This is a genomic window from Streptomyces sp. H27-H1 (genome assembly GCF_026627445.1).
Taxonomy (GTDB): domain Bacteria; phylum Actinomycetota; class Actinomycetes; order Streptomycetales; family Streptomycetaceae; genus Streptomyces.
In genome coordinates, this window is the sequence record NZ_JAPNLJ010000017.1 from 166,733 (window position 1) to 170,914 (window position 4,182).

Here is a 4,182-nt window from a genome sequence, read left to right on the forward strand (position 1 = left end):
CGCCCTCCCTGGGGGGGAGCGGGACGGCCGTCATCTCCGTTACGAGGTCACGCGCCCTGGCGGGGTCCCCCGAGTCCAGGGCGCGCAGGGCGTCACCCGCCGCGTTCGTCACCGCCTCGTGCTCGGCGATGAACTCCTTGAGCAGCGGGATCTCGCGACAGCCGCAGTAATGGCACATACGGCTCAGTCTTGCTCGGACCGGGACAGGTCAGTCGCTTTCGCCTTCGAGGTTGCCCTCCGTGTCCAGGTACACCTGGCGCAGCGCCTCCAGGACCTGCGGGTCCGGCTTCTCCCACATACCGCGGGACTCGGCCTCCAGGAGCCGTTCGGCGATCCCGTGCAGGGCCCAGGGGTTGGCCTCCTCCAGGAAGGCGCGGTTCTCCGGGTCGAGGACGTACGTCTCGGTCAGCTTGTCGTACATCCAGTCGGCCACCACACCGGTCGTGGCGTCGTAGCCGAAGAGGTAGTCGACCGTGGCGGCCAGCTCGAAGGCACCCTTGTAACCGTGGCGGCGCATCGCCTCGATCCACTTCGGGTTCACCACGCGGGCGCGGAAGACGCGTGAGGTCTCCTCGACCAGCGTGCGCGTCTTGACCGTCTCGGGACGGGTCGAGTCCCCGATGTACGCCTCGGGGGCCGTGCCGCGCAGTGCGCGGACGGTGGCCACCATGCCGCCGTGGTACTGGAAGTAGTCGTCGGAGTCGGCGATGTCGTGCTCGCGGGTGTCCGTGTTCTTCGCCGCGACCGTGATCCGCTTGTAGGCGGTCTCCATCTCCTCGCGCGCCGCGCGGCCTTCGAGCCCCCGGCCGTACGCGTACCCGCCCCACACCGTGTAGACCTCCGCGAGGTCGGCGTCGGTGCGCCAGTCGCGGGAATCGATCAGCTGCAGGATGCCCGCGCCGTACGTGCCCGGGCGCGAGCCGAAGATACGGGTGGTCGCCCGCCGCTCGTCGCCGTGCACGGCCAGGTCCGCCTGCGCGTGGGCCCGTACGAAGTTGTCCTGCGCGGGCTCCTCCAGCGAGGCCGCCAGCCGTACCGCGTCGTCCAGCAGGCCGATGACGTGCGGGAACGCGTCACGGAAGAAGCCCGAGATGCGCAGGGTCACGTCGATGCGCGGACGGCCGAGCTCGGCGAGCGGGATCGGCTCCAGACCGGTGACGCGGCGCGAGGCCTCGTCCCAGACGGGGCGCACGCCCAGCAGCGCCATGGCCTCGGCCACGTCGTCGCCCGAGGTGCGCATCGCGCTCGTGCCCCACAGGGACAGTCCGACGGAGGCGGGCCATTCGCCGTTGTCCGTGCGGTAGCGGGTCAGGAGGGAGTCGGCCAGGGCCTGGCCGGTCTCCCACGCGAGGCGGGACGGAACGGCCTTCGGGTCGACCGAGTAGAAGTTCCGGCCGGTCGGCAGCACGTTGACCAGGCCGCGCAGCGGCGAGCCGGAGGGGCCCGCCGGGACGAAGCCGCCGTCCAGCGCGCGGACCACATGGGTGATCTCGTCGGTGGTGCCGGCCAGGCGCGGGACGACCTCGCGGGCCGCGAAGTCCAGTACGGCCGCCACGTCCGCCGAGAAACCGGCGGCGACCGAAGCCACCGCCTCCGGGGCCCAGTTCGCGTCCTCCATCGCCTGGACCAGCGCGCGGGCCGTCTCCTCCGCCTCGTCGGCGGTGGTGCGGGTGGCCGCGGACTCGTCGAGGCCGAGCGCCTCGCGCAGGCCGGGCAGGGCCGTCGTACCGCCCCAGATCTGGCGGGCGCGCAGGATGGCGAGGACCAGGTTCACGCGGGAGTCGCCGGTCGGGGCGCCGCCCAGGACGTGCAGACCGTCGCGGATCTGGGCGTCCTTGATCTCGCACAGCCAGCCGTCGACGTGCAGCAGGAAGTCGTCGAAGCCCTCGTCGTCGGGGCGCTGCTCCAGACCCAGGTCGTGGTCCAGCTTCGCGGCCTGGATCAGCGTCCAGATCTGGGCGCGGATCGCCGGCAGCTTCGCCGGGTCCATCGCGGAGATCTGCGCGTACTCGTCGAGGTGCTGCTCCAGACGCGCGATGTCGCCGTACGACTCCGCGCGGGCCATCGGCGGCACCAGGTGGTCGACCAGGGTGGCGTGCACGCGGCGCTTGGCCTGGGTGCCCTCGCCCGGGTCGTTGACCAGGAACGGGTAGATGAGGGGCAGGTCGCCCAGCGCGGCATCGGGGCCGCAGGCCGCCGACAGACCGGCGTTCTTGCCCGGCAGCCACTCCAGGTTGCCGTGCTTGCCCAGGTGGATCATCGCGTCGGCGCCGAAACCGCCGTCCTCGGCGCGCGCCTGGATCCAGCGGTACGCGGCCAGGTAGTGGTGCGAGGGCGGCAGGTCCGGGTCGTGGTAGATCGCGATCGGGTTCTCGCCGAAGCCGCGCGGCGGCTGGATGAGGACGAGGAGGTTCCCGCGGCGCAGGGCCGCGAGGACGATATCGCCCTCCGGGTTCGCGGAGCGGTCCACGAACATGTTGCCCGGGGCCTCGCCCCAGTGCTCGTTGACGCTGTCGCGCAGCTCGGCGGGGAGCTCGGCGAACCAGCGCTTGTAGTCGGCTGCCGGGATCCGGACCGGATTGCGGGCCAGCTGCTCCTCGGTCAGCCAGTCCTGGTCGTGGCCGCCGGCCGCGATCAGGGCGCGGATCAGCTCGTCGCCGTCGCCGGAGACCAGGCCCGGGACGTCCTCGACGGGGCCGAAGTCGTAGCCGCCCGCGATGAGCGTGCGCAGCAGCTCCACGGCGCTGGCCGGGGTGTCCAGGCCGACCGCGTTGCCGATGCGGGAGTGCTTGGTGGGGTACGCGGAGAGGACCAGGGCGATCTTCTTGTCGCGGCGTTCGATGTGGCGCAGCCGGGCATGGCGCACGGCGATGCCGGCTACGCGGGCGGCCCGCTCGGGGTCGGCGACGTAGGCGGGCAGGCCGTCCTCGTCCAGCTCCTTGAAGGAGAACGGGACGGTGATCAGGCGGCCGTCGAACTCCGGGACGGCGACCTGGGTGGCGGCATCGAGAGGGGACAGACCCTCGTCGCTCTCCTCCCAGGCGGACCGGGAGCCGGTCAGGCACAGCGCCTGCAGGATCGGTACGCCGAGCCCGGCCAGGGCGCCGGCGTCCCAGGACTCGTCGTCACCGCCCGCGGAGGCGGTGGCGGGCTTGGTGCCGCCGGCGGCGAGGACGGTGGTGACGATCGCGTCGGCCGACTCCAGCTCCGCGATCAGCTCCGGCTCCGGGGAGCGCAGGGAGGAGACGTAGAGGGGGAGCGCCTGGGCGCCGTGGGCCTCGATCGCCTCGCAGAGGGTGCCCACGAAGGCGGTGTTGCCGCTCATCTGGTGCGCCCGGTAGTACAGCACGGCGATCCGCGGGCCCGTCGTGGTCCCGGCGGTGCGTGCCAGGTGGCCCCAGGTGGGGGAGGCCGCCGGGGGCTCGAACCCGTGGCCGGTCAGCAACACGGTGTCGGAGAGGAAGCGGGCGAGCTGGTCCAGGTTGGCCGGGCCGCCGTGGGCGAGGTAGCCGTGCGCCTCGGCGGCGATGCCGATCGGGACGGTCGAGGCTTCCATCAGCTGTGCGTCGGGGGCCTGTTCGCCGGTCAGGACGACCACCGGGCGGGTCTGGCCGGGGGCCAGGAGCAGGTCGAGCCCGTCCTGCCAGGCGCGCAGACCACCGAGGAGGCGTACGACGACCAGGGAGACGCCGTCGAGGAGACCGGGGAGGTCGTCGAGGGGAAGGCGGGAGGGGTTCGCGAACCGGTACGGGACGGGGCCGTCCCCGGCGCTCGCTGCGCGGGCGCTGAGCAGATCGGTGTCGGACGTCGACAGCAGCAGGATCATGCGGCGGCAGGCCTTCCTCGGGGTTTCCGCGCCCCGGGCAGTGAGGACGGCGGGAGTTCCTGACTCATCCGGGGCCGGGGCCGCGGGTTCACAGTGGCGGGACCGCGCCGGATTCGCACCGGGCTTCCTCCCATGTCGCCGTCCTCGGCGATGGCGGGCCTATTGGCCGCCGAGGAGTCATCTTAGGGGGGTCGGGGTGCGGGTCCTTGGGCGGGGCCGCCTGCGGGGACGCCTGCGACGACGCCGGTCGGGTGGGTGTGCGGAGCCGGGGTTGGCGGGCCGGGTCGGGTGCGGCACCGCTGCCGGGGCTCTGCCCGGGGCTCCGCGCCTCAAACTCCCCCGGCTACCGCGGGGAG

At 73.0% G+C, this 4,182-nt stretch carries 1 protein-coding gene and 1 riboswitch; the gene reads right to left on the reverse strand.

The window, feature by feature from the left end:
• Window positions 1-208: 208 nt before the first annotated feature.
• Window positions 209-3,826 (reverse strand): cobaltochelatase subunit CobN, encoded by a 3,618-nt coding sequence (gene cobN, locus OTB20_RS20670; RefSeq protein WP_267752965.1) that lies wholly within the window; start codon window positions 3,824-3,826, stop codon window positions 209-211.
• A gap of 32 nt (window positions 3,827-3,858) precedes the next feature.
• A riboswitch (cobalamin riboswitch) is annotated at window positions 3,859-4,013 on the reverse strand.
• Between the last annotated feature and the right edge of the window lie 169 nt (window positions 4,014-4,182).

Bases quoted from the DNA above. Each gene is read 5' to 3' on its own strand.
- cobN (WP_267752965.1), bottom strand. From the start codon at position 3,826: ATGATCCTGCTGCTGTCGACGTCCGACACCGATCTGCTCAGCGCCCGC.